The organism is Streptomyces deccanensis, from assembly GCF_022385335.1.
Taxonomy (GTDB): Bacteria; Actinomycetota; Actinomycetes; order Streptomycetales; family Streptomycetaceae; genus Streptomyces; species Streptomyces deccanensis.
The window spans coordinates 6,597,110-6,621,024 of record NZ_CP092431.1 but is presented as its reverse complement, the minus strand read 5'-3'; the positions used below and the strand labels follow the sequence as shown (position 1 = coordinate 6,621,024).

The 23,915-nt window shown below is 69.3% G+C and carries 18 protein-coding genes and 1 pseudogene; 8 read left to right on the top strand and 11 right to left on the bottom strand.

The genetic code is table 11. The annotated features are described in order from the left end of the window. Window positions 1-202 precede the first annotated feature (202 nt). The 3 genes from trhA (at window position 203) to L3078_RS29530 (ending at window position 2,541) form a co-directional block, all read left to right on the top strand. On the top strand, window positions 203-961 hold the full coding sequence (gene trhA, locus L3078_RS29540; RefSeq protein ID WP_239756947.1) for a PAQR family membrane homeostasis protein TrhA: 759 nt from the start codon (window positions 203-205) through the stop codon (window positions 959-961). Window positions 962-1,107: 146 nt separating this feature from the next. Next, window positions 1,108-1,782, top strand: a complete 675-nt coding sequence (locus L3078_RS29535) for a TetR/AcrR family transcriptional regulator (RefSeq protein WP_239756946.1) — start codon at window positions 1,108-1,110, stop codon at window positions 1,780-1,782. Between the two features lie 33 nt (window positions 1,783-1,815). After that, window positions 1,816-2,541, top strand: a complete 726-nt coding sequence (locus L3078_RS29530; RefSeq protein WP_239756945.1) for a Mut7-C ubiquitin/RNAse domain-containing protein — start codon at window positions 1,816-1,818, stop codon at window positions 2,539-2,541. Window positions 2,542-2,563: 22 nt separating this feature from the next. Here the strand turns inward: L3078_RS29530 and L3078_RS29525 are convergent, their stop codons facing one another. The 4 genes from L3078_RS29525 to L3078_RS29510 form a co-directional block, all read right to left on the bottom strand. Next, a complete protein-coding gene (locus L3078_RS29525; RefSeq protein WP_239756944.1) occupies window positions 2,564-3,334 on the bottom strand; it encodes a TSUP family transporter in 771 nt (256 codons plus the stop codon). A gap of 261 nt (window positions 3,335-3,595) precedes the next feature. Then, window positions 3,596-3,811 (bottom strand): hypothetical protein, encoded by a 216-nt coding sequence (locus L3078_RS29520; protein WP_239756943.1) that lies wholly within the window; start codon window positions 3,809-3,811, stop codon window positions 3,596-3,598. A 210-nt stretch (window positions 3,812-4,021) separates the two neighbouring features. After that, the gene (locus L3078_RS29515; protein ID WP_239756942.1) at window positions 4,022-4,348 is read right to left on the bottom strand and encodes a hypothetical protein; all 327 of its coding nucleotides are present in this window, start codon (window positions 4,346-4,348) and stop codon (window positions 4,022-4,024) included. A 914-nt stretch (window positions 4,349-5,262) separates the two neighbouring features. Next, the gene (locus tag L3078_RS29510; RefSeq protein ID WP_239756941.1) at window positions 5,263-5,670 is read right to left on the bottom strand and encodes a hypothetical protein; all 408 of its coding nucleotides are present in this window, start codon (window positions 5,668-5,670) and stop codon (window positions 5,263-5,265) included. Between the two features lie 889 nt (window positions 5,671-6,559). Here L3078_RS29510 and L3078_RS29505 point away from each other — a divergent pair. The 3 genes and pseudogenes from L3078_RS29505 (at window position 6,560) to L3078_RS29490 (ending at window position 9,027) form a co-directional block, all read left to right on the top strand. After that, on the top strand, window positions 6,560-6,982 hold the full coding sequence (locus L3078_RS29505) for a hypothetical protein (protein WP_239756940.1): 423 nt from the start codon (window positions 6,560-6,562) through the stop codon (window positions 6,980-6,982). 91 nt (window positions 6,983-7,073) lie between these two features. Then, window positions 7,074-8,225 (top strand): annotated as a pseudogene (locus L3078_RS29495) (IS630 family transposase). A gap of 391 nt (window positions 8,226-8,616) precedes the next feature. Then, window positions 8,617-9,027 (top strand): VOC family protein, encoded by a 411-nt coding sequence (locus L3078_RS29490; RefSeq protein ID WP_239756937.1) that lies wholly within the window; start codon window positions 8,617-8,619, stop codon window positions 9,025-9,027. Between the two features lie 318 nt (window positions 9,028-9,345). Here the strand turns inward: L3078_RS29490 and L3078_RS29485 are convergent, their stop codons facing one another. The 5 genes from L3078_RS29485 to L3078_RS29465 form a co-directional block, all read right to left on the bottom strand. Continuing rightward, a complete protein-coding gene (locus L3078_RS29485; RefSeq protein WP_239760512.1) occupies window positions 9,346-11,721 on the bottom strand; it encodes a galactose oxidase family protein in 2,376 nt (791 codons plus the stop codon). A gap of 65 nt (window positions 11,722-11,786) precedes the next feature. Next, a complete protein-coding gene (locus tag L3078_RS29480) occupies window positions 11,787-13,079 on the bottom strand; it encodes a glycosyltransferase (RefSeq protein ID WP_239756936.1) in 1,293 nt (430 codons plus the stop codon). Beyond that, window positions 13,076-14,863: an ArnT family glycosyltransferase gene (locus L3078_RS29475; protein ID WP_239756935.1), complete on the bottom strand. Its 1,788-nt coding sequence runs from the start codon at window positions 14,861-14,863 to the stop codon at window positions 13,076-13,078. Before L3078_RS29475 ends, L3078_RS29480 begins: the two co-directional genes overlap by 4 nt. Beyond that, complete coding sequence (locus L3078_RS29470; RefSeq protein WP_239756934.1) at window positions 14,860-16,128, bottom strand: glycosyltransferase; 1,269 nt, start codon at window positions 16,126-16,128, stop codon at window positions 14,860-14,862. The genes L3078_RS29475 and L3078_RS29470 overlap by 4 nt, the downstream gene beginning before the upstream one ends. A 213-nt stretch (window positions 16,129-16,341) precedes the next feature. Further along, window positions 16,342-18,390, bottom strand: a complete 2,049-nt coding sequence (locus tag L3078_RS29465; protein ID WP_239756933.1) for a thioredoxin domain-containing protein — start codon at window positions 18,388-18,390, stop codon at window positions 16,342-16,344. Window positions 18,391-18,694: 304 nt separating this feature from the next. Here L3078_RS29465 and L3078_RS29460 point away from each other — a divergent pair, with 304 nt between their 5' ends. Continuing rightward, a complete protein-coding gene (locus L3078_RS29460; RefSeq protein ID WP_239756932.1) occupies window positions 18,695-21,970 on the top strand; it encodes an ATP-binding protein in 3,276 nt (1,091 codons plus the stop codon). 124 nt (window positions 21,971-22,094) lie between these two features. Here the strand turns inward: L3078_RS29460 and L3078_RS29455 are convergent, their stop codons facing one another. Further along, window positions 22,095-22,343: a hypothetical protein gene (locus tag L3078_RS29455; protein WP_239756931.1), complete on the bottom strand. Its 249-nt coding sequence runs from the start codon at window positions 22,341-22,343 to the stop codon at window positions 22,095-22,097. A gap of 21 nt (window positions 22,344-22,364) precedes the next feature. Then, window positions 22,365-23,216 (bottom strand): mycothiol conjugate amidase Mca, encoded by an 852-nt coding sequence (gene mca, locus L3078_RS29450; protein ID WP_239760511.1) that lies wholly within the window; start codon window positions 23,214-23,216, stop codon window positions 22,365-22,367. A gap of 247 nt (window positions 23,217-23,463) precedes the next feature. Here mca and L3078_RS29445 point away from each other — a divergent pair, with 247 nt between their 5' ends. Further along, window positions 23,464-23,862: a DUF4307 domain-containing protein gene (locus tag L3078_RS29445; protein WP_239756930.1), complete on the top strand. Its 399-nt coding sequence runs from the start codon at window positions 23,464-23,466 to the stop codon at window positions 23,860-23,862. Window positions 23,863-23,915 lie beyond the last annotated feature (53 nt).

Genomic DNA, 23,915 nt, shown 5'->3' with positions numbered 1-23,915 from the left:
CACACGTGAGCATCGTGACCATCGCCACTCCCCCGATGTCGCCCTGGAGGTTTCCCTGCGTCACCACGCGTTCACCATGGGTGCCCAGAGGTGTGCTCGGGTATCCCGCTTGCGCCCTCCGCGTGAGATGATGGCCACTTCCGTACGCGCGAACAGCCCGCACGCTCCCGTAAGTTACGGCTCCGTAGGTACGATGCAAGACATGACTGCGTCCGTCCCCGATGCGCACACCAAGACGCCGGCCGAGGGCCGCTCATCCGACACGCGATCCATGCCGCATCAGATCGCCCACCAGATCACCGACGAGATCCACCAGATCACCGATGAGATCAAGCCCAAACTCCGGGGCTGGCTCCATCTCGGTATGTTCCCGGCCGTGCTCGTGGCCGGCCTGGTGCTCACCGCTCTCGCGGGTTCCACCCGCGGACGCATCGCCTGCGGGATCTTCACGCTCACCGCCTGCCTGCTGTTCGGCGTGAGCGCGCTGTACCACCGGGGCGACTGGAGCCCCCGCATGGACGGCATCCTGCGCAGGCTGGATCACGCCAACATCTTCCTGATCATCGCGGGCACCTACACCCCGCTGACGATGCTGCTCCTGCCGGGCGCCAAGGGACAGTGGCTGCTGTGGGGCATCTGGGCGGCGGCGCTCGCGGGCATCATCTTCCGGGTCTTCTGGGTCGGCGCCCCGCGCTGGCTCTACACCCCCTGCTACATCGCGATGGGCTGGGCGGCGGTCTTCTTCCTGCCCGACTTCATGCGCACCGGCGGCATCGCGGTCCTCGTCCTGGTGATCGTCGGCGGCGTCCTCTACAGCATCGGCGGCGTCATCTACGGCCTCAAGCGCCCGGACCCCTCACCGCGCTGGTTCGGCTTCCACGAGGTCTTCCACTCCCTGACCCTGGCGGCGTTCATCACGCACTACGTGGGCATCTCGCTGGTGGCGTACCAGCACGCATGACGCGCGGACCCGCCCTCCGCTTCCTGGCCACGGCTTCCGAGCCGTGGCCATTTCCGTGCCGACGGACCCCACAGTGACAGTCACTCCCGTGTGCGAGTCACTGTCATCATCTGGCCGCGCCCAAGATCATGCCCGACAATGACCGCATGACGGCCGCACGCCCCAGCCCGCCCGCTCCCCCTACCGCTCTCGATCCCCCCACCCCTCCCACTCCCCCCGCCGACCGCCCCCGGCTCGGGCTGCGTGAGCGGAAGAAGATCAAGACGCGCGAGGCGATCCGCTCCGCGATGTACGCACTGGTCCGGGAGCAGGGCTACGACGCCACGACGATCGAGCAGATCGCCGACCGGGCCGAGGTCTCGCCGTCGACCGTCTTCCGCTACTTCCCGACCAAGGAGGACATCGTCCTCACCGACGAATACGCCCCGATCCTCCTGGAGGACCTACGGGCCCGCCCGGCGGACGAACCCTGGCCGGACAGCGTCCGGCACGTGATGCGGGAGGCCGTCCGCACCGGCGTCGAGGAGGACGGGGAGGCCGTCCGCCTGCGTACCCGGCTGATGGTGCAGGTCCCGGCCGTGCGTGCGCGCATGCTGGAGAGCATGTCGGTCACGGGCCGAATCCTGCGCACCGCGATCGGCGAACGCACCGGCCGCGACCCGGACGACCTGGAGGTCAGGGTCTGGGCGACGTCCCTGATCGGCGGCCTGATGGAAACGTCGCTGTACTGGGCGGAGAACGACCACCGCGACGACGTCGCCGACCTGGTGGACCGCACCCTGCACACCCTGCAGCACGGCCTCGGCACGGAAAACCGCTGAACCCGCGCCCCTCTCCCGTGCCATCCTGACCAGGTGAAACCCGCCGAGATCCGCATCGAAGTCGCCCCCGAACTGGCCCTGTTCGTCCCCCACGCCCACCGTGCGGGGGCGAGGCCGCTGGCCACCGACGGGGTTTCCACGCTCGGCCACGTCGTGGAGTCCCTGGGCGTACCCCTGACGGAGGTGGGCGCACTGGTCGTGGACGGCCGCGAGGTCCGGGTCTCGCACGTCCCGGCGGACGGCGAGTCGGTGACCGTACGCCCGGTGGAGCGCCCCCAGCAGGTGCCGGGCGCCCCGCTCCGCTTCCTCCTCGACGTCCACCTCGGCACCCTCGCCCGCCGGTTGCGCCTGCTGGGTGTGGACGCGGCGTACGAGTCCACGGACATCGGCGACCCAGCCCTGGCCGCGCTCTCCGCCGCCGAGCAACGGGTGATGCTCAGCCGCGACCGGGGACTGCTGCGACGCCGTGAACTGTGGGCCGGCGCGTACGTCTACAGCACCCAGCCCGACGAACAACTCCGGGACGTACTGGCCCGGTTCGCCCCGGACCTCCACCCCTGGACCCGCTGCACCGCCTGCAACGGCCTGCTGCGCCCGGCGACGAAGGAGCAGGTGGCGGACCGCCTGGAGGGCGGCACGCAACGCTCGTACGACGTGTTCGCCCAGTGCGCTTCGTGCGGGCGGGCGTACTGGAAGGGCGCGCACCACGAGCAGTTGGAGGCGATCGTGCGGGAGGCGCTGGAGACGCGCGGGGGGTGAGCCGTCATGACGCGCGTCGGCGTCATCCGAACTGGTCGATGGCGAGTTTGATCACCAACGCGGTGACGACCACGAGCAGGACACCGCGGACGAATCCGGAGCCCCGCTTCAACGCCGTCCGGGCCCCAAGGGTGGCACCCACGACATTACAGACGGCCATCCCCGCGCCGAGGGTCCACAGGACGTGGCCCTGCACGGCGAAGACCGTGAGCGCGCCGAAGTTGGTCCCCACGTTCACGATCTTCGCCAGGGCCGAGCTCTGGAGGAACTCCATGGACAGCAGGGCGGTGAAGCTCATGATGAGGAAGGTGCCGGCGCCGGGCCCGAAGACACCGTCGTAGAAGCCGACGCCGCAGCCGGCCACGCCGATGGACAGCAGCCTCCGCCGCCGGCTGACGGCGTCGGCGGACTCGATCACGGATCCGAAGCTCGGGCGCAACGTCACGAACGCCGCCACCCCGATGAGCAGGGCCATGATCAACGGCCGGAACCAGTCGGCCGGCAGGCTCGACGCGGAGAGTGCGCCGACCCCGGCGGAGGGGACGGCGAGTCCGGCCGCGGACAGCGCCACGGACCGGTCCAGTTTGGTACGCCGCGCATAGGTGACGGCGGCGACGCTGGTGCCGGTGATCGCCGTCAGCTTGTTGGTGCCCAGCACGGTGGCGGGTGCCATGCCGGGAAACGCCACCAGCAACGTCGGAATCAGGATCAGCCCCCCGCCCCCCACGACGGCATCCACCCACCCGGCCGCGGTCGCGGCCACCAGAAGGGCGGCGACTATCTCCGGATCCATCCTGTTCCTTCCCTGCCGTCCGACGAGCCCGCCGAAAACCCCCGACGGATCGTAAGGACCTTAACAGGTGTATGCATATTACTTGCAAGAGCATATGAGTGGCTCGAGTGGCCATCTCCCCTGCTCAGCAGCGGAGATGGATGGATCGACGGATGCCTGTCACTCCGTCTACGTCTGCGACTGCATCTGCCCGACCACAGGCCGAAGGCACTGACCCAGGGGCCAGCCGGGTCCGCCTGGACAGCCTTTTGATTGGCGTCGCTACGACGAGGCATCCGGGCGCCGATGCCCGGAGAGCCGACGCCAAGCCACCAACAGATTGATCACGAGTAGCGCCGCTCCCGCCAGGAGCCAACCCACAGATCCACCGTCACGGTAGGTCTGGATGCCCACGGCCAACGCGATGACGCCGATCACCGGACCCACCAGGTCCATGACGGCGTCCAGACGATCTGCGATCTTCGACAGGTAGGCCACAGCTTGATCGTGACAGGTCACCGCCGCATCTACACAGTGCTGCGGCAGCCCCGTCTTCGTCCACGGCAACTCGCGACGGCCGGACGCTGTCGCGGATCCAGTGCTCTCAGCTTGGAAAGCTGCGAGCATGTGCGTCACTTTCGGACGCTGAGCTGGGCAAACGCTTGGGACAGGATGTCGTTCGCCAACGCACCACTTCGTTCGGTAGGCCTACAGATCCACTCGCTCCTCGTTGTCGCCCCGCCGGAGACGGACGTACGCCGGCCGGAACGGCAGGCTGCGCAGGGTCGGCTCCAGGACCTTGAACAGAGCATCGGCATCGGGTCCGTAGGCGTACACGACCGCTTCGCCGCCCCCGAACTCGTTCCCGTCGACCTCCCCGACACCTGCCTCCGCGGTCGCTGCCTCCATCACCTCTTCAGCTTCGTAAATTCGCTCGCGCTGGTCGACATCGCCGAAGCCGTCACCGCCGAGCCGGAAGTGGGCGATGACGGCGTGCTCCTCATCCCCGCTGTCAGGGGCAATATGTGTCTCCATGCCGCCCAGGCTCGCATCGGGGTCTGACACCGTCACCGCTGCGTCCGCCTCGGACCCGCCCCACCAACACGCTTTCCAACTGTGGTGGTGCCTCGTGGGGCCGCGTACAGGGCCGTTCACCTGTGTTCATGGGCGGCTGGCCCTGCGATCGGCTTCCGCCGTCGGCCCCGTCTGAACGGCTGTGAACGGCGCTGAATGAGACGGAAACGGAGACGGTCTGCCGAGGACAGCACGAGGGTGTGGCCTCGGCCAGTTGAGGTCTAGGTGGCGGGGGATCCACAGCGCTCGCACGGTCGATACTTCACACCCCGTGCATCGCCCAGCAGCATCCAACTGGCACCGACTAGGTGTCGTCCGTCGCCGACCATGAGGCCACAGTGCTCGTTACCGTGGAAGACCTCACGACTACCGGCAGCGCTGGCGCGCACCAGTACCGCTGGCTCCCCGGAGCGGTCGACCCCTTCGTCTGCGTAACACTCCTGCATGTACTCCATCGCGTCACGCTGGCCGAACGCACTGGTATACGGAAGCTCTCTTCCCCGCATGCTCATCCTCCGTCTGAGTCCAGGCTCAATCGCTTGGTAAGACAGACGTACCGCAAGTCGTCCCGCTCAGCAGCCAGGTTCAGCGAATCTCAGGAAAGCCACCCTTGGCTGTGCTTCGGAGATCGACTCATCCGCTGATCAGGGCCTCCGAGTGCTGCGGCTGTTCGTGGTCGTTGCAGCACTTCGGACGGCGACCTCGCCCTGTGACCACCGCTTTAGGAGTTCGGTCTACGCCCGCCCCTGGGCTCGTCGTCGGCTGGTCCGGCGGTCCTGCGGGGGTGCCGATGTGTGCCGCTGTCCGGGCTCGTTGATGTCAGGGTTGGATGTCAGGGACCAGATGATCCGCCTGCTCCCGCAGCCCGATGGCGGTCACCAGTCGCGCCAGGTGTCGGTGATCTCCGCTCGGTTGATGCCTCTCCTTGCCGCCAGAGCTGCCACGTCCACACCGTGCTCGCTCAAGGTGAGGTCTATGTACCCGCACAGTTGCTCCCGCTCTTCTGTGCAGTAGCCGGCGCCTCCATGGCTGTCGTCCTCGGCGACGGCGTTGAGCGCGAGAACAACCCGCTCGACCGTCCCGAAGACCTCTTCGTCGGAGGGCCCCACGAGTCCACGCACCTCTGCCTCGAAAGCCGCCAGCGCCGCGTCCGTCGCCCTCAGCAAGGACTCGGGGTACATCTCAGCCGCACCGACGCCCTCCGGTTCCAACCTCCCGGCCGCCACCTCGCGAGCTACTTCCGCCATCCAGGCACGCCAGTCCTCCGGAGGTCTCTTCGCCATGGCGACAAGGTACGCCGGAGCACTGACAGTCCCGGACACGCTCCGGAGGACCCTTGGTAGCTGGGTAACGCGGCAGGTCACGGCCCTGCGCGTGGCAGACCACGTGCGACGAGTCCACGCATAGTCCACGACTGACTGAGGCCCGCCACAGGCGCGGGCACCCTTGGGGGCCGCCGAGTCCCGGCCAAGACCTGTCTTCTTGCCCTGGGTGTTGTCGGAGATCTTGGTGAGCTGAGTTTTGCTGGTCAGGGGCGGTGGCTCGTGCGCTCGGTGGTCGTCGTTGGTCGTCCTTGGCTGTGATTCTCTGGTGCGACCGCATTGCGGTTCGCACAGCTTCGAGTTCGGTCCGGGGAAACGGCCGGCCCCATTGGGACTCGTAGGCTTCTACGCCCTGCTCGTAGTCGATCCGGTCGAAGGCACGGACGGCGGACCGTGCAAGTGCCGTGACGGTGTGGCGGCCTGACCAGAGAACCACTCCTGAGCTGTCCGGAGCTTGGGCGTCCTCGGCCCTGATCAGGCGGGCATCAACCGCAGATCCATCTCTGTGGGAGAACCACCGGTACACCTGTGGCTCTCCTTCAAACTCGGCGCGTGTGTCCTCGTCACCGAGGACAAGCTGGGCGACGGCGTACAGGAACTCCTCGGGCGCGTCAGTGATGTAGGAAGCAATGACCTCTGCCTCCCCATGATCGTCAGCAACTTTGACGCTCGCCCATCCGTGCTTGCCCAGCGTCCATGTGATCGCTAGTGCCGCATCAGGCAACGTTCGCCCTGCCGTGTCGCCAGTGAGGCGGCTGGCACCGACTGGCGCGGACATCGCCACGGGTTAGGGCGTCGTTCGAGCCTCGACCTGTGTGAAGGACGTACCCCCTGGCTATGCTGTCGGTGTATGGACGCGATCTTCGGGCTTCCGCCTCAATCCCCACTGGCTGAGGCTTTTTCCGAGGACTGGAGTTTGCTCCCGTTGCGCGTCCCAATGGGCTGGAACGTCGTCTACAACACGTTGATGGCCCGGCGCCTGCCGGATGGAAGAGTCGAGGTCAACGACTCCGAGGACCTGTACTGGGCACGTACCGCACGACCGCCGTGGCTGACCGAGCAGGAGGCGGTGCGGAAGGGCGGCCTGCAGGCTCGGGAGATCAGTATCGACGCCGGCTGGTACTACGGCTGCGGCTTCCGCATTGTCGTCCTCGACCCTGACTGGGACCATGAGGGAGCCTCCTTCACCACTTCCGACCTCGAGGAATTCGTCGCCACCCTTGAGGGATGGATGCGAATGATCACCGAGCGGGGGGAACTCCCCAAGGTCTGAGGTCGCGCCTTCTAGGCTGTCTGCTGGCAGCGCGTCAGGCAGCATCGGCCCAGCGCATTGTGACGGTTCAGGAGCTGATTCACGCGGCGTGGTGGGCCAGGCTGTCCGGGCGGCAGAACGGGTATGTGTCCGCGAGATCGATGATGACGAGGGCCGACGGCTGGTGCGGATCCTTCGCCGGGGCACCGGATCGGTGGTGACCTGGCGTCGGGCTCAAATGATCCTGCTGTCCGCGCAGGGCATGCCGGTGGCGAAGATCGCCGAGGTGACGTTCACCAGCGCGGATCGCGTCCGGGACGTGATCCACAGCTTTAACACGGACGGCTTCGACTCTCTCTACCCGAAGTACAAGGGGGGCCGCCCGAAGACCTTCAACCTTTCCGAACGCCGGGAGATCAAGAAGATCGCCAAGTCCAGGCCGGCCGAGCACGGCCTGCCGTTCTCGACCTGAAGCCTGGCCAAGCTGGCCGACTTCCTGGTAGCTGAGGGGGTGGTCGACGACATCAGCCACGAGGGCCTGCGCATCCTGCTCCGCGAGGAAGGCGTCTCCTTTCAACGCCTGAAGACCTGGAAGACCTCCCGTGACCCTGACTACGCGGCCAAGAAGGCCCGCGTCGAGCATCTCTACGCGATAGCCGACGGCGAGGTCATAGCCGAGGACGGCGAGCCCGAAGCCGTTTTCTGCATGGACGAGTTCGGGCCGCTCAACCTGATGCCGCACCCCGGCCGGCAGTGGGTCGAGCGCGGCGGCAGGCACAAGGACCCCGACCGTCAGCCCCGCCGCCGACGCCGGGCGACCTACAACCGCTACGGCGGGGTGCGGCACCTGTTCGCCGCCCTGGACCTGGGCAAGGACAAGCTCTACGGCCACATCAAACCGCTCAAGCGGCGCACCCAGTTCCTGGAGTTCTGCCGCTACCTGCGCACCCTCTACCCTCCGACGGTGCGGATCGCGATCGTCTGCGACAACTTCTCCCCTCACCTGACCACGAAGCGATGCCAGCAGGTCGGCACCTGGGCGGCGGCGAACTACGTCGAGATCGCCTACACGCCGACCAACTCCTCCTGGCTGAACCGGATCGAGGCCCAGTTCACCGCCCTGCGCTACTTCACGCTCGACGGCACCGACCACGCCGACCACAAGGAACAGGGCAACATGATCCGCCGCTACATCATCTGGCGAAACCGCCACGCCGACGACCGGCGCCTACGCGCCGTCGTCGACAGGGCGAACGTTGCCTGATGCGGCACTAGAGACGACATCTCCCCCTCCTCCGGGGTGACTCTAGGGACTCAGATGCCGTGCTGCCGAGCTTTCAGCTGGGGAAGCAGCAGGCCGAGCTGACCGCTGCATCTGGCACGGCAGTGGCACGGACCGCAGCCGACGGCGGCCGGCCACGACGGCGGGCGCGTCGACCGACCGCGCACGCGTATGCCTCGCTGCACCCCCACCGGCCGGCCACGCCATCGGCTTGTGACGTCGACCTGAGCAAGCCGCCACGGCCGACCCGTGACGACGGCACGTGAGCCGGGCGGTGTCGGCCGTTGATGTCAGCGGTGAGGGGCGCTCTTGGTAAACCCAACACAGCGACTCGCTCGAAGAATCGGGCGTGCGCTTGTGTCAAGATCGCGGGATGCTGCGACTCACCGATTTCATTATCGACTGCCCGGACACGATGAAGCTGGCGGCTTTCTACTCCGAGGTGACGGGCCGTCCGGTCAAGGAAGGCAGCTCCGAGAACTGGGCCGGCATCCAGTTCGGCGAGATCGAGCTGGCATTCATCCGGGTGGACGACTACCGCGCTCCGCAGTGGCCCGACAGCGAGCACCCCAAGCAGTTCCACCTCGACTTCGAAGTGGACGAGATCGAGTCCGAGCAGCGCCGCGTCCTCGACCTCGGCGCGACGCTGCGGCAGGACTTCATCGGCCCCAACGGCTACGGCTGGCGGATCTACACCGACCCGATCGGACACCCCTTCTGCCTGTGCCGCAACAAGGGCGTCATCTGGACCGACCAGGGCCCGATCTGGCCCAAGCACGACTGATCAGCGCCCACTTCCTCACCCACCACCCTGTGTGCCAGGGCGACGACCATCTCGCCGTACCGCTACGTGACCCGTACCGGCGGAGAGCCGACGGTCACTGACCTGACACTCCCCTCGCCGAAGCCCAGCACCTGCACCTGCACCTGCACCTGCACGCCGCCTTTGCCGAGCCCTCGACAGCCAAGCCTCCGCCACAAGCCGCCTCGCCCAGAGCCGCGCCGCGCCGCGCACATCAGCGAGCGTGCGTGACCGACACGACCCCCGTGCCCGGAGGTGTCCACCGGGCACGGGGGCCGATCACGCCGGCCGGGTTGAGGGTCAGCGGCGCTTCACATCACCCTTTCCGCAAGCCAGACCGTCCCTGTCGCGGTCCAGCTTCAGGGGATCGTCCTTGCCGTTGACCTTCAGGCGGCCGTAGTCGTTCTCCTTCAACCACGCGCACCGCGCCGCCGTCGTCTTCTTGACCTCCGCCGGGAAGGCGGTCGGCACGCAGACGTTCGCCGTGCCGTAGTGGCGGTCGCAGCCGGAGACGGTCGGGCTGACCTTCTTCGACCTGACCTTCTTCCCCGGGCCGGTGACCTTGCCCTTCGGAGCGTCCGCGAAGTCGTGGACGTGGGCCGACGGGGCGTCGCCGGAGGCCTGCGCGAGGGCGGACGGGCCCTGGAGGTGGACCCATTCGGCCACCGAGGGCACCCCGTTGGCGTCGACCGCGAAGAGCATGTACCAGCCCGGCGGGGCCAGGTTCGGGTTGCTCGTCACGTTCAGGTCGACGTTGTTGCCGTCCACCGACAGGGGCAGGTCCACGAAGCGCTGGTTCGGGTCGGAGGAGTGGGTGACCGCCGCCGGGCGGATCAGTTCCGCCTTGGCGATGGGCCGGTCCACCGTGATGCGCTGCGTGTCGCCGTACACCCACTCCTTGTCGATCACCGAGGTGATGGAAGGACGCGCACCCTTCAACAGATACGGCGGGGTGTAGATCGACACGTCGTGGTTCCATGTGCCGTTGCCCGGGTTGTCGCCCGTGGTCATGACACGGCCGTCGGGCAGGAGGAAGGCCGAGGAGTGGTAGCCGCGCTCCTCCGGGTCCGTCGCCACCTGGTCGAACGTGTTGGTCGCCGGGTCGTAGATCGACGTCTCGTAGACCGGGTCGGCGCGGTTGTGCAGGGCGCCGCCCGTCTCCAGGACCTTGCCGTCGGGCAGCAGCACCGCCGAGACGTACATCTTGCCCTGGTCCCCGGTCTGGGCGACCTTGCCGGCTCCCAGGTCCACCGTGCCCTGCGGGATCGGCGGGCCGGCCACGTACGCGGGGTTCGCGGCCTTGAGGTCGATGATGTCCGTCAGGCGGTTCGCCGCGGGGTTGGACTCGATGTTGCCGCCGCCGAGCGTCAGGACCTTCTGGTCCTGGGCCGGGGGCAGCAGCACGCTCGCGGACTGGTCGCGTTCGTCCTTCCGTTGCAGGCCCGGGACCTGTGTGATCGTGTTGGCCCCGTAGTCGTAGATCGCCGAACCCGTCCCCGGGATGTTGTTGCCGAAGACATGGCTGCCCGAGTAGAAGAGGCGGCCGTCCTGCATGAGGATCATCGACGGGTACAGGCCCCAGTACGACCAGGTCTGGTTGACCTTCCAGAGTTCGAGCCACTTCTGCTCGGCGTCCGACCACAGTTCGGCCGTCACCGAACCCGTGGAGTCCTCGCGCAGACCGCCGAAGGAGATGACGTCACCGTTGCCGAGGATCGTCGCCGACGGGTACCAGTGGCCGTCGTTCATGTCGTTGGTCTTGCTGTACGTCTCCGTCACCGGGTCGAAGACGTACGAGTCCTTGTAGCCCTCGTAGCCGTGTCCGCCCGGCACCGGATAGGCCTTGTTGCCGCTCATCACCAGCACCCGGCCGTCGTCCAGCTGCACGTGGCCCGCGCAGAACATGTCGTCCGGGGTCGGGATCTGCTTGTACGTGCCGTTCTTCGGGTCGTACACCGCCGACGTGAAGGTGCCCGCCTCGAACATCTCCTCGCTGTTGCCGGAGCCGGCGATCAGCAGCACCTTGCCGTTGTTGAGGACGACGGAGTGCATGGAGCGGACCGGGTTCTGGGTGGGCAGGACGTCCCAGCGGCCGTTCTGGCACTCGGCCGGTGTGCCGGTGCACTCCGGGTCCGGGACCGGGTCGGCGACCTGGTCCATGGTGTAGTCGTCGGTGGTGACGGAGCCGGTGCCGTAGACGGAGACGCCCCAGGTGATCCGGTCGGTGCCCGCCGGGATCGCGGGGGTGCGGACCGTCGCCTCGGTCCAACTCCCCGCCATCTCCAGCGTCTTGAGGTCGGTCCAGTACTGCCAGCCGGCCGTGGTGTCGTGCCGGAAGAGCGTGAGGGAGGTGTCCGGGGTCGTCGACTTGTACCAGAGCCCGAGGTCGTACTGCTTGCCGACGGTGACCGGCGGCGCGCAGGCCGCCGACTCGGTGACCAGGGCCTTGCGGTCGCCGGAGACCCGGCGGGTCAGCTCCACCTTCATGGCCTTGGAGCCCGAGTGGGCGTCCGCCACCGTCGTGAAGGTGAAGTCGTTGTCGCCCCAGCCGGACTTCGACCAGCAGTACGGCATGTCGCCGGTGCCGGCCGTCTCGAAGCCGGGGTTCTTGACGAGGTTGGCGGCGGACGCGGGCTGGGGCGAGATCAGCAGCAGCCCGGAGGCGAGTGCGCCCACCGCCAGCAGGGCCGTTCTCCGTCTGGGTCTCGTCCGGGTCTGCCGGCGGTTCTTCAGTGGGTTCTTCACGCGGCTCTCCTTGCCGACTGCTCAGGCTGCTCGGCCTGACCGGCCTGGTCCGGCCGCTCCGGCCGTCCAGCCCTCTTCTCCTCGCCGCGCTCCCCACGGCGAGACCTCCTGCCACGACCGGACGTGCCGCGCGGCAGATAGACGAGCGCCTCGGTCCCCACGAAGCGCAGCACGAACGTCGTGACCAGGGCGAGCGCGGTCGCGGGCAGCGCCCCCATCCCGAACTTGCCGACGAACAGGGCGATCAGCGGGATGCGCAGCACCAGATCGGCGTTGGCGAGCAGCGCGAACCTGCCGATGCGGTCCCATCCCTTGCGGTGCCTGCGCCGCTCGCGGAAGCACAGGTGCTCGATGAGGAAGAAGTTCCAGACCACCCCGAGCTGGTTGGCGAGGATCTCCGCGGGGACGTAGTGCATGCCGGCCGAGGTCAGGGCGTGGAGACCGGCGAGGTTCGGGACGAAGCCGGTGACACCGATCAGCCCGAAGACGATCATGCGGGCGAGCGGCGAGGCCGTCCGCAGCCCCATGAGGTGGCGCAGGAACCTGAACCCCTCCCGCGCGGTCGACTTGGACTCGCCCGCGTAGCGGTCCTGGAAGACGAACGGCACCTCCGTGACGCGCCGGGGACGGCTGCGCACGGCGAGTTCGAGGAGGATCTTGTAGCCGAGCGGCTGGAGGACGTCGGCGGTGACCGCGCTGCGGCGGATGGCGAAGAAGCCGCTCATCGGGTCGCTGATGCCGTGCAGGCGGCGCGGGAAGAGGGCCTTGGTGAGCCAGGTCGCGCCGCGCGAGACGGCCACGCGGTAGCTGCCCGCGAGTCCGGCCCGGCTGCCGCCCTTGATGTAGCGGGAGGCGACCACCAGACCGGCGGCCGACCGTTCCCCGGTGGCCACCAACTCCGGTACCAGGGACGGTGGATGCTGGAGGTCGCCGTCCATGACGACGATCCAGTCGGAGCCGGCCGCCCGGATGCCCTCGACGACCGCGCCGCCGAGTCCGCCGACCGGCTCGTCGCGGTGCAGCACGGTCACCGGGAACGGGCAGTCCTGCGCGGCGGCGTCGATGACCTGCGGGGTGTCGTCGGTGGAGTCGTCGACGAAGACCACCTCGCAGGGCAGCCTCGACGGCACCGTCTCGGTGATCCGGTGCAGCAACTCCCTTACGTTGGCGGACTCGTTGTAGGTCGGTACGACGATGGTGACGGCCCCCGGCTCGGGCACCTCGGCGCCGCGCACCGCCGGGTCGCCCAGTTCCCCGGGGGCGGTGGACTCGTAGCTTCCGCTGCTCATCGGTCGCCTCCAGCGGCCTCGGTATCGCGGCTCCGGTCGTCGTCGGCGGCCTCGGTCTCGGCCTGGGTCTCGCTCTCGGTCCCGGTCCCGGTCCCGCGGGCCCGGTCGTCGTCCCCCGCGCCCTCGATCCTGCGGATCTCGATCCGGTCCTCGCCGGTGCCGAAGGTGGCCACCGGGGTCGAGTTCTCCATCGCGCCCTTGACGTTGGGCAGGTCGACCGCGTCGCGCCGTACCGTCGGGGACGCGACCACGTAGTCGAGGTCGCGCCAGCCGCGCGGCATCGTCTTCGTCACCGCCGGGTCGAGGTCGGCCTTGTAGAACCAGATGACGCCGAGGCCCGGCTCGTAGCCCTCGTGGACGAGGTCGAGCCAGAGCGCGTCGTCGACGAGGACCCGGGTGTCGGCGGGGTCCTCGACCTCCCTGCCGAGCCACTCGGCGGCCTGCTGGTAGGGCGCGTTGGCGTCGAAGGTCATCGCGGTGTGGTTGCCGTCGTACCAGCGTGGGACGACGTACGCGGCAGCGGCGGCGGCCAGGGCGAGCGCCAGGGCGTGCCGTGCCCAGGTCAGGGCCCGTCGCTCGGTCGCGCTGCGCCATCTGCGCAGGACGCCGTGGGTGACGCTGGCCGTGCCGCCCGCGAGGACGAGTGCGAGGAAGGGCAGCGCCTGGAGGACGTACATCGCGGGCAGGTAGCCGGGGCGCAGGGCCATTCCGGCGAGGATGGCGACGGCGAGCGCAGGGCCGGCGAGGGCCCGCGCGGTCACCGACCAGCGCCAGGTGACCAGCAGGAGCAGGGCGCCGGCGAGTCCGCCGAGCGGCAGGACGCGGTCGTAGTACAGCCACGACTGCAGGACGCCGTACGAGCCCGTGCCCTCCGTGAGGATGAAGCCGGAGCCGGGGCGGCTCATCTGGTAGACGATGCCGTCCCAGAGGGACACATGGCCGGCTCCGGGGAACAACTCGCCCTTGAGCAGGGCGAACAGCGGGTACGAGATGCCGATCAGGGTGCAGGCGGTGACGGCACCGGTGATGGCGAACTTGCGGGTGTCCCGGTGGCTGTGCCGCCACATGGTGAGCAGCACGGCCGGCAGGACGAGGAGCATCGTCTCCTTGGTGAGCACGGCCGCGGCGGCGGCGATGCCGGCGCCGAAGTGGTGCCAGAGGTGACGGCTCGGCGAGGCGGCGAGGCAGAACGCGAGCAGCGTCCACATCACCGCGATGTTGTCGAGGAAGATCTCCCGCTGGAGCACCACCGACAGCGGCGACAGCCCGAAGAGGGCCATGCCGAGGCCGGCGGCCCAGCGGGGCAGCGACAGACGGCGGCCGAGGACGTAGACGAGGACGGCGCTGACGGCGCTGATCAGCAGCATCACCGCGCGCATGGAGCCGACGGTCATCGACTCGGGGGCGAGTTGGGCGGGGATCCAGGTCAGGACGGCGAGCTGGATCCAGCCAAGGGGCGGGTGGTCGTACCAGTAGGTGTAGTGGGCGAGGCCCCTGCCCTCCTGGACGGCCCAGGCCTGGGCGAGGTAGGTACCCTCGTCGTCGCTGAGGGTCGGGTAGTCGGCGATGTTCCAGCCCTGCACGATCATGATCGCGACGAGGAGGACACCGCAGAGGATCAGGTCGGGACGCGAGTTCCGCAGGCGCTTCGGCGGTGCCTCGGGCGCGGGCGAAGCGGAAGAGGAATCGTTTGTTCGACCTGTCGAACCGGTTGTGGGCGCAGCTGTCCGCTGCGCGGGGACCTTGACTTCCGTCTTGGCCGCCGCGGGAAGTGTGGAGGTCACGCAGGAACGTCCTCTCGGTTGACGTTCGCGTTCACGAGATGTGCGCCGACGTGACTGGTCAACTCCCAGTCGTTGCGGCCACGTTGCTCGCGCCACACCGCGCGTACGGCGGCGAAGGCGAGGAGCACCTGGTAGAAGGGGCCGCCCACGACGAGCTTGACGTAGTGGACGAACCGGACGCGCAGTCCGTACTGCTTGCCGAAGTCGTGGAGTCCGACGACCTCGAACACGAAGGTGACGAGGGCGGTGACGGCCGGCAGGAAGGTGATGAAGGCGACGCCGACGGGGACGTCGAGGAAGAGCGCGATGGCGACGTTGAGCGGGATGATCACCCCGGAGACGGCCTGCAGATAGGGCGTCATCAGTGTGTAGCGGGCGAGCAACCGCTGCCGGAAGGCGGGCAGTTGGCGCCAGTCCTTCTTCCGGTAGACCTGGAGGAAGCCCTGGTTCCAGCGGGTGCGCTGCTTCATCAGCGACATCAGGCTGCCGGGGGTCTCCTCCCGGGTCACCATGTCGGAGTCGTAGGCGACGACGACCTTCTTGCCCACGCTCGACAGCCGGACGCCGAGGTCGCAGTCCTCCGCGAGGCAGTTGGGGTCCCAGCCGTCGGCCGCGCGCAGCACGTCCGTGCGGACGAAGACGGTGTTGCCGCCGAGCGGAATGAATCCTTTCTGCGCGTGCAGATGGAGCCGGGACCGGAACCAGAAGAAGTACTCCAGGCAGTTGCGCAGGCTGTACCAGCTGGAGTTGTAGTTGATGAGCTGCACCCCGCCCTGCACGACGTCCGCGCCGGTGGTGCGGAAGGCGTGGTCGACGTGGGACAGCAGCTCCGGGTGGACCTGGTCCTCGGCGTCGAAGACTCCCACGACATCACCGCGGCAGTGCGGTAAAGCCGTGTTCATGGCCTTCGGTTTGTTCTTCTTCTCATGGTGGTCGACCACGACGCGGACGCGTGGGTCGCGCTCCTCGGCGGCCCGGGCCACCGCGGTGGTCTCCGGGTCGTCGTGCCCGACGATCACGATGATCTCGAAGTCGTCGTGGCTGGATTCGAGGAGCCGTTGGATGGTGTGGTCCAGCACGGCCTGTTCATGGCGTGCCGGCAGCAGCAGTGAGAACGACAGATGCTCGTCGCCGTCGGGTCTGCTGAAGCGGGTGGAGGCGAGCACTTCGGGCGTTCGCCACGCGTGCATCTGCCACCACAAGGTGAAGGCCGCCATCCAGAACAAGGCCAGCGAGACGACAGCTATGAAGACAGACGTCAGCAAGATAGATCCCCCCGGATCCCAATACCCCCTGTCGCGGCGGGAGTTACCCCCGCCGCGTCACTGTGGAGAGACTAGGGGGAAACTGTGAACCCTGGGGACCCTTCCGATAAAAAGCGTGTTTCCGTTCGGTAGAACACCTAATCGGACGTGTCCGCACACCATGCCGTTTCCGGTCAGTTGTGCACCCTTGCCCCGGTCCCTGACCGGCGACTTTCAGCCGGACGAGATTGTTCCCAGGGCCGAACGCAACCCGTTCACATCGGTCGTCGGAGCATCACATGTGAAATTACGGCAGACGTACGCGGTCGGTTCACCGCCGACGAGAGGACGGTCGGCCAGCAACGGCAGTTCGTCACTGTCCGTAGTTCCCACGGCCACCACCGCACCCGGCGCGGTCCCCAGCAACGCCGTCCGATGCAGCTCCTTCGTCCCCGGATGCCCCTGCGGCCCCACCACCGCCACCTCACGCGGCCCGTCGAGCAGGGCCTCCGCCGTGGCCAGCCCCCACCCGATGAACCTCGGCGCCCTCGGCCCGAGGGCCTTGACCACGCCCAACGCCCGTTCGGCGGCGGTCCGATGGGGCTCGGAACCGGTGTGCGCGGCATAGCTCAGCAGCGCGCCCGCCGCCGCGCTCCACCCCGACGGCGTGGCGTTGTCGGTCGGATCCTGCGGCCGCCGGATCAGCTTCTCCGCGTCGGCGGCGGTGTCGAAGAGCGCCCCGGACTCCTCGTCGACGAACCGGACGAGCACATGGTCGAGCAGGAACCCGGCGAACTCCAGCCACACCCCCTCCCCCGTGACCGACGCCAGCGCCAGGAACCCCTCGGCGACGTCCGCGTAGTCCTCCAGCACCCCCGCGTTGGCCCCGACCTGCCCGTCCTTGCTGGTCCGCGCGAGCCGCGCCCGCTCGTCCAGATGCAGTCGTACGAGGAGGTCGGCGGCGGCGATGGCGGCGTCCACCAGGTCGGGGCGGTCGAAGTAGGCGCCGGTCTCGGCGAGCGCGGCGACGGCCAGGCCGTTCCAGGCGGCCACCACCTTGTCGTCGCGGCCGGGGGCGGGCCGCCGCGCACGCGCCTCGTTCAGCCGCGTCCTGACCGACTCGATCCGTTCGGCGTCGAACACGCCCTCGTGCTGCGGCAGTTGGAGAACGGAGGCGCCCTCCTCGAACGTCCCCTCCTCCGTGACCCCGAAGTAGTGGGCCGCGAGCGCCGCGTCCTCCTCGCCGAGCACCTCGGTCAGCTGCTCGGGCGTCCAGACGTAGTAGGCGCCCTCGACATGCTTGCCGGACCCCGTGCCGTCGTCGCTGTCGGCGTCCAGCGCCGAGGCGAACCCGCCCTCGTTCGTGCGCAGTTCGCGGACCATGAAGTCGGCCGTCTCCAGGGCGACGCGCCGGGCCAGCTCGGAGCCGGTGGCCCGCCACAGGTGGGCGTACACCCGGCACAGCAGGGCGTTGTCGTACAGCATCTTCTCGAAGTGCGGCACGACCCACTCACGGTCGACGGAGTACCGGGCGAAGCCGCCGCCGAGCTGGTCGTAGATGCCGCCGCGGGCCATCCGCTCACAGGTGTCCCGCGCCATCTGGAGCGCGCCCTCGGATCCGGTGCGCGCCGCGTGCCGCAGCAGGAACTCGATCACCATCGAGGGCGGGAACTTGGGCGCCCTGCCGAAGCCGCCGCGCGCCGCGTCGTACTCCCGGGTGAGCCCCAGCAGCGCCTGCGCGAGCTCGTCCTCCCCGGGCACGTCGACCGCCTCGAACTTCAGCTCCCGGCCCGCCAGATCCCGCACGATCTTCCCGGCGACCTCGGCGACCTCGTCCCGCCGGTCCGCCCAGGCGGCGCGCACCCCCTCCAGGACCTGGCGGAAGGCGGGCATGCCGTGGCGGGGCGCGGGCGGGAAGTAGGTGCCGAAGTAGAAGGGCTCCCCCTCCGGCGTCAGGAACACGGTCATGGGCCAGCCGCCCTGCCCGGTCGCCGCCTGCACGGCCTCCATGTAGACCGCGTCGACGTCCGGCCGCTCCTCCCGGTCCACCTTCACGCTCACGAAGTGCGCGTTCAGATAGTCGGCGGTCTCCTGGTCCTCGAACGACTCGTGCGCCATCACATGGCACCAGTGGCAGCTGGAGTACCCGACGCTGAGCAGCACCGGGACCCCCCGCCTGCGCGCCTCCTCGAACGCCTCGGCCGACCAGGGCCACCAGTCGACCGGGTTGTCGGCGTGCTGGAGGAGGTAGGGAGATGTCTCGTGGGCCAGTCGGTTCGCCATGGGCACCATCATTCCCCAGTACCCGGGATCCGCAGTTCAGCACGGGGCGCGGGGCCGTGTCGGCCTGCGGCTGCACTGAGCGGCCGCGACCGGCCACAGGGCACTCGCAGCCGACCCCGCCCCTGAAAGGGGTGCGGGGAACTGCGCGAGCAACCACGACACACCCGCACCCGGCCGACCACCCGCACCCCCACGGCGAAACCCCGCCCCCCGACCCCCACCCACGATCACGCCCTCTCGCCTAGTCGGACTACGCCCCCCACACTGGCCGGAGGCAACCGTTTCGGCGATAGGGGGACGTGTGATGCGGGACAGCCACCGGGGGGAGGCCGAACGGCTGTTGGTCCGGGCGGTCGAGGAGGAGGTCCGCAGGTCGGGCGGCCGTACCGACGGAGTCGTCCTGCTCGGGCGCGCCCGCGCCTCGCTGGACGCGATGGCGCAGAACGCGGCCGAGGAGTACGAGACATACACCCGCGCACTGGACGAGTCCGAGGCCGGCCGCCCCACCTTCCGCCAGCGCTACGCCAAGGAGGGCTCCGGAACTCCCCTGCTGGTCGCGGCCGTCGCCGCCGGCACGGCGGTCGTCGCCGACCTCTCCTTCGGCGTCGCCCCCGGCACCGCCGTGAGCACGGGGGTGATCGTCGGCATCGCGAGCGCCGTGGCCACCGTCCTGAAGGTCACCGCCTCGCACCTCCCCGCCGCCCACCACCACGCGGGCGCCCTGAGCCAGCCCGGCGGCCCCGAGCAACTGCGGTTGCAGTGGCTCACGGCACTGGAGGTGCGCGGGATCCGCCCGTTCCTGGACCAGCAGCGGGTCCTCGCCGCGTCGACGGCGACGGCGAAGAAGAAGGCACCCCAGCTGCGCGGCGCCGACAAGAGCGCGGCGGCCCGGCGGCGCAACGTACTGGAGCAGTCGTTCGCCCAACTCCCGGAGGCCGACGACCGGTTCGCCGGACGACGGACGGAGATGGGGAAGATCCGCCAGTGGGTGCAGGCGGCCCGCGCGGAGACCGAGACCCGGCCGACCGTCGTCGTGCTGCACGGCCCGTCCGGCTCCGGCCGCACCGCTCTCGCCGTCCGCGCCGCCCATGAACTGCGGGACTACTTCCGGGGCGCCTGTGTCGTCGATCTGCGCGCCGACAGCCCGGAGGAGCCGCCGCTGTCGACCCGGGACGCGCTGATGCATCTGCTGAATCGTCTCGGCGCACCCCGCGACCAGCTGCTCTTCCGTGAGCGGACCTCCCAGGACCAGCAGGTCAAACGGCTCAGCGAGCTGTACCACCAGCATCTGACCGCCCTGCCGGTGACGATCGTCCTCGACGACGCCTCCGACCCCGAGCAGGTCCGCACCCTCGTCCCCGAGCGCTCCGACAGCCTCGTCCTGGTCACCGCCCGCTCGCCGCTCGCCCTCCCCGCCGACCTGCCCGCCTGGGTCCACCAGCTCCCCGTCGAGGCGCTCGACGGCGACGGCACGCACGAACTGCTGAGCACGGCGGCCCAGGACGGTGCGGTGCTCTCGACGGGAGTCGGCGCGGGCGCGGCCACGGGAGCCGCAGGGCCCTCCTCCGGAGCGCGCTCCGGCTCGTACGACACGGAGTCCGTCGCCCGTATCCGGCACTTGTGCGGCGGACTGCCCCTCGCCCTGCGCATCGCCGGCTCGTCCCTCGGGCCGCGCACGCCCGACCGGCTGGCCACGGACCTGGGCGCGTACGGCCCGGTCGAGCCGATCGAGAGGGCCCTGTGGCTCCGCTACACCGACCAGTCGGAGCCCTCCCGCCGGCTGCTGCGCCGACTGGCTCTCGCGGGGCGGGCGTCACTGGGCGCGGCGGCGGCCGCCTCGCTCCTCGCCACCGACGAGACGGAGGCGACCCGTCATCTCACCGCGCTCGCCCGCGCGGGCCTGATCGACCACGTCCACGGCAACCGCTACCGCCTGCACGACCTGGTCCGCGCCTTCGCCCAGGCCCGCCTCCTCGACGAGGAGGAGCCGAGCGAGCGCACGGCCGCGCAGGAACGCCTCATCGTCACGTACGCGGACCTGGCCGACTCCGTCCTGCGCCTCGTCGACGGCAACATGTCGACCCGCTCGGACCGCTTCGGCCAGCACGGCTTCGTGTCGCTGGAGGAGGCGCTGCGCTGGCTGGACGACGAGACCAGCTTCATCACCTCCACGCTCCGGCACGCGGAGGGCGTGAACGAGGCAGCCGTGCTCAGTCTGCTGGGCGCCCTGTGCGACTACTGCCTGCTGCGCGGCGACCTCTACCGCCTCGGCGAACTCAACGAGCTGGCCCAGTCGGTGGGGCAGGGTCTGCTGACCCGCTCCGTGCAGTGGCGTACGGGTATCGCGGCCCGTCAGCTGGGCGAGCTGGACAAGTCCCGGACGACGCTGGCGTCGGTGGTCAACCTGTACATGGAGACCAACCACGACGCGGGCGCCGCCCGTGCCCTGTGCTCCCTCGGCATCACCCTCCACCACCAGGGCAATCTGACCGAGGCGGCGGAGAAGCTCCTGGAGGCCCTGCAGATGCAGTCGCCCCCCGAACTGGCGGCGGACCGCGCGTGGACGATGCACGCCCTGGCGGCGGTGGAACGCGATCGCTCCCACCTGGCGGACTCCCTGGACCTGCTGACCCGCGCACTGGTCCTGCACCGCCAGCAGGAGTCCCTGCACGGCGAGGGCTGGGCCTACTACCAGCTGGGCCAACTGATGCTGCGCATGGGCGAGATACCCCGCGCGGAGACCGAACTGCGCACCGCGCTCGACCTGTTCGGCCGCACCCGCGACCCGCGCGGCGAGGCCTGGTCGATGACGCAGCTGGCCCGCGCCCGCCTCGTCGCCGGCGACCCCTCGGCCGCCGTCGACGGTCTGCGCCAGGCCCTCTCCCGGCACCGCGACAACGAGGACGCCCGCGGCGAGGCCTGGTCCGGCTACTACCTGGGCCAGGCGCTGGAGGAGACCGGCAACCTCGACCAGGCGGTCCGCGAGCTGGAACGCTCCCGCACGATGTTCTCCCGGATGCGGGACGTCTACGGCCTGGCCTGCGCCCGCCACCACTCCGCCCGTGTCACCCGCGACCAGCGCGCCGTGCAGACGGGCTCGCTGCGCAACTCCGGCTTCGCCCGCCAGCTCCTCGTCGACGCCCGCGCCGACTTCCAGCGCATCGGCGTCGCCCACGGGGAGGCCTGGACCTGCCTGGAACTGGCGGTCGTGGACGCGGGCAACACCCGCCTCCCCCAGGCACTGGCCCTCTGCGAGGAGGCCACCCGCCTCTTCGCCTCCTACGGCGACCGCCGCGGCGAGGACTGGGCCCGCTTCCTCAAGTGCACCCTGCTGCCCTACGCGGCTCCCGGCGGCGTCGAGATCGGCACGGCCGTCGCCCAGGAGGACCTGGCCCACCTCTCCCGCACGGACCACCCCCTGCGTGACGAGAAACTCACCGAGTACATCGAGGCCTACCAGCTCCTCCTGGAGCGCGGCGTCAACCTGGAGAGCGGCTGGCGAGCCTGGACCCTCGGCATGGTCCCCAACCGCCACGCGCGGGAGGTGATGGGGGTGCCGGTGTCGAGCGGGCACGGGTGAGCGAGGGCTCGATGCCCCGTCGCCCCACGACGACAGGGCGCGGCCGCGCGGCACCTCGGCGGTGCCACGCGGCCGGCCCGTCGAGCCGTCACCTCGGCGATCGGTCGAACCGCCGTGTCGGCGGTCAGCCCTTGGCGGGGGTCGTCTTCTTCCCGGCCGCGTCCGTCGCCGTCTCCTCGACGGAGGCCTTCGGGTCCGGCGACTCCGTGAAGTCGACCTTGCCCATGTGCTTGTTCATGGACTTCATCAGGCCCCAGACGGCCAGGGCCATCACCGCGAAGACGATGAAACCGAGGACGCCGGGGGTGACCTTGTCCTCGTCCACCTCCTTGGCGAGGGGGATGAGGTGTGTGACTGCCAGGCTTACGCTCATGCCTGGCATTGTCCCCCAGGGCTAGCGGATGCCCGCAAAGAGGTCGTCCTCCGGGAGCGAGGTGTCCACGAGGGACTTCGCGAGCTCGTACTCCTCGGTCGGCCAGACCTCCTTCTGGATCTCCATCGGGACCCGGAACCAGCCGCCGTCGGGGTCGATCTGCGTGGCGTGGGCGATGAGAGCCTTGTCACGGATCTCGAAGAACTCGGCGCAGGGCACATGCGTGGTGAGGGTGCGGTCCTTGTGGTCGGACTCGTCCCACCGCTTGAGCCACTCGCCGTAGGGGGACTCCAGACCGCGCTCCAGCAGGGCGTTGTGCAGCGCCTCGGTGCGCGGGCGGTTGAAGCCCTGGTTGTAGTAGAGCTTCTGCGGCTGGTACGCCGGGCCGTACTCGGCCTCCGGGTACTGCTCGGTGTCCGCCGCGCCCTCGAACGCCACCATCGAGATCTTGTGGGTCATGATGTGGTCGGGGTGCGGGTACCCGCCGTTCTCGTCGTAGGTGGTGATCACCTGGGGACGGAACGCGCGGATCTTCCGGACCAGCTCGCCGGCCGCCTTGTCGACGTCCTCCAGGGCGAAGCAGCCGTCGGGGAGAGGCGGCAGCGGGTCTCCCTCGGGAAGGCCGGAGTCGACGAAGCCGAGCCACTCCTGGCTGACGCCGAGGATCTCCCGGGCCTCGTCCATCTCCTTCTTGCGCACCTCGTGAATGTGCTCCTCGATGTACTTGTCGCCCTGCAGTTTCGGATTGAGGATGGAGCCGCGCTCACCGCCCGTGCAGGTCACGACCAGCACGTCCACCCCCTCGGACACATACTTCGCCATGGTGGCCGCACCCTTGCTCGACTCGTCGTCGGGGTGCGCGTGCACGGCCATCAGTCGCAGCTGGTCAGTCAAGACTCATTCCCTCGTCACTCGGCGCCCGGCCTGAACTACGGTGACTCGGCCCGGCGCGATCCGGTGAGTCCATACTGCCGTCCCCCTCGGACACCCGTGTGGGGCGGCCGTCAGGCGCTGGGCGGGGGCTTCTATAGTGACGGCATCGGGGGGCGGGATATTCCCGGTCCGGAGATCAGCCGGATCGGACCGGATCCCGGATCAGGCCGGATCGGAGAGGGTGACCATGACGACGGCGAGCACGCGGCTTCCCGAGGGTCGCTACGGCCGCTCCCCGGACGAGCGCTCCGACCGCAAGCTCAAGGTCATCGGCAGCGTCCTCGGCGCGGCCCTCCTCGTCCTCATCGGCTGGTTCGCCTTCCACTACGTGGCCGGCAACAAGATCAGCGTCGAGATCTACACCTTCGATACCTCGGCGAACTCGGTGAAGGTGCACCTCAGGGGCGACAAGGACGCCGGCGTCGAGGCCTACTGCACGGTGCGCTCCCAGTCCGCGGACGGCGCCGAGGTGGGCCGCGCGGACTTCCGCTTCGACGCCGCCACCACCGACATCGACGAGGTCGTCACCCTGAAGACGACCACGCGCGGCACCACCGCCGAGCTGCTCGGCTGCCACGCCGACTGAGCGCCACCCTGACCTGCGTCGACGTAATGCTTGTGGTTTATGTCCTCCCCCTT

Coding starts and splice junctions, on each gene's coding strand:
- trhA (WP_239756947.1), top strand. CDS start 203: ATGACTGCGTCCGTCCCCGATGCGCACACCAAGACGCCGGCCGAGGGC.
- L3078_RS29535 (WP_239756946.1), top strand. CDS start 1,108: ATGACGGCCGCACGCCCCAGCCCGCCCGCTCCCCCTACCGCTCTCGAT.
- L3078_RS29525 (WP_239756944.1), bottom strand. CDS start 3,334: ATGGATCCGGAGATAGTCGCCGCCCTTCTGGTGGCCGCGACCGCGGCC.
- L3078_RS29515 (WP_239756942.1), bottom strand. CDS start 4,348: ATGGAGACACATATTGCCCCTGACAGCGGGGATGAGGAGCACGCCGTC.
- L3078_RS29510 (WP_239756941.1), bottom strand. CDS start 5,670: ATGGCGAAGAGACCTCCGGAGGACTGGCGTGCCTGGATGGCGGAAGTA.
- L3078_RS29505 (WP_239756940.1), top strand. CDS start 6,560: ATGGACGCGATCTTCGGGCTTCCGCCTCAATCCCCACTGGCTGAGGCT.
- L3078_RS29490 (WP_239756937.1), top strand. CDS start 8,617: ATGCTGCGACTCACCGATTTCATTATCGACTGCCCGGACACGATGAAG.
- L3078_RS29480 (WP_239756936.1), bottom strand. CDS start 13,079: ATGAGCAGCGGAAGCTACGAGTCCACCGCCCCCGGGGAACTGGGCGAC.
- L3078_RS29465 (WP_239756933.1), bottom strand. CDS start 18,390: ATGGCGAACCGACTGGCCCACGAGACATCTCCCTACCTCCTCCAGCAC.
- L3078_RS29460 (WP_239756932.1), top strand. CDS start 18,695: ATGCGGGACAGCCACCGGGGGGAGGCCGAACGGCTGTTGGTCCGGGCG.
- L3078_RS29455 (WP_239756931.1), bottom strand. CDS start 22,343: ATGAGCGTAAGCCTGGCAGTCACACACCTCATCCCCCTCGCCAAGGAG.
- mca (WP_239760511.1), bottom strand. CDS start 23,216: ATGGCCGTGCACGCGCACCCCGACGACGAGTCGAGCAAGGGTGCGGCC.
- L3078_RS29445 (WP_239756930.1), top strand. CDS start 23,464: ATGACGACGGCGAGCACGCGGCTTCCCGAGGGTCGCTACGGCCGCTCC.